Here is a 1,101-nt window from a genome sequence, read left to right as displayed (position 1 = left end):
TATATATACATCACTTTTAAATTTTTTTGAATTATTATTTGACACAGGATTTGCATAACTTTCAATTGAAAAAATAGCAATATTATTATCATTATAAATAATACTAGTACCAATTGCTCCAACATCTGAAATAATAAAAGGAAGCTTATACTGATTTTTTCCTAATAGAATTTTTGGTTGATAGTTTATAAAGTAATAATCCTTTCCTTTTATCTCATTATTATTATTCAAAACTGGGTTTAGTAAAACTGTAACTTCGCCATATGGAACAGTAACGATATTTTTTTTCAAATCTACATTTTTGCTGACATCAGTATATATAAAGGAAGAATTTAAAACATTCTGATACCCTAATTTGATATATACAGGCTGATTTAGATTATTTTCTATATTAAACTCAGCATTAGCAACATTAGTCCAAGCTAACATACCAATTAAAAATATTTTTCTTCTAAACATGCTATGCTCTTAATTTAGTAAAATACTATTTTTTAAATTTATAAATAATAATCTATTTGATTATTCTAATCTAGGTTTTCAAATTAAAGTTATCAAAGCGCAAAAGCTATTTTTTATAACCTAAATCATTTTGAAATTTATGATTGATAGTGGACCTAGTATGTATTTGAAGATTTAAAAATATTTGAAAAGCCCAACTTATATTGGGCTTTTACAAATTAATTTGCTTTTGTAGCAGGAAGAACCCCTATTGTCTCACATCCCAAAGTAGATGAAATACACTTTAAATTACTGTTAAAAATAGTTTTTATAGATTGAGTTTTTCCTGTTTTATAAGATTTTATATTTGCTAGATAAATATATTGCCCTTTTTTTGAATCATATGTTAACTGATCTCCTTGTAAGATATCGGTCGACTTACTTTTATCCTCACTATCTGAATTCAAAACTGGCACTTCAATAAATTTATTATTTATCAAATTATAAAAATATGCATTTGCAGTAAAATTTTTATATGGTTCTTTCACATAATCTATATTACTATTTTCTCGAATTCTGAAAGCCACAATATTTTTATCATTGTACAACAATGTAAAGTCAACATTAGATTTTAAAGGAACTTTACCTTCAAAAATATTATAT

The 1,101-nt window shown here is 24.3% G+C and carries 2 pseudogenes; both read right to left on the bottom strand.

The window, feature by feature from the left end:
• Positions 1 to 459: pseudogene (locus ACH8JV_RS19450) on the bottom strand (hypothetical protein); the annotation flags it as partial.
• Between the two features lie 218 nt (positions 460 to 677).
• Positions 678 to 1,101: pseudogene (locus ACH8JV_RS19445) on the bottom strand (hypothetical protein); the annotation flags it as partial.

Origin of the sequence: Acinetobacter sp. ABJ_C5_2 (assembly GCF_044538485.1) — a bacterium.
Taxonomy (GTDB): Bacteria; Pseudomonadota; Gammaproteobacteria; order Pseudomonadales; family Moraxellaceae; genus Acinetobacter; species Acinetobacter nosocomialis_A.
The sequence above is the reverse complement of the archived record's forward strand: the minus strand, read 5'-3'. Positions and strand labels throughout refer to the sequence as shown.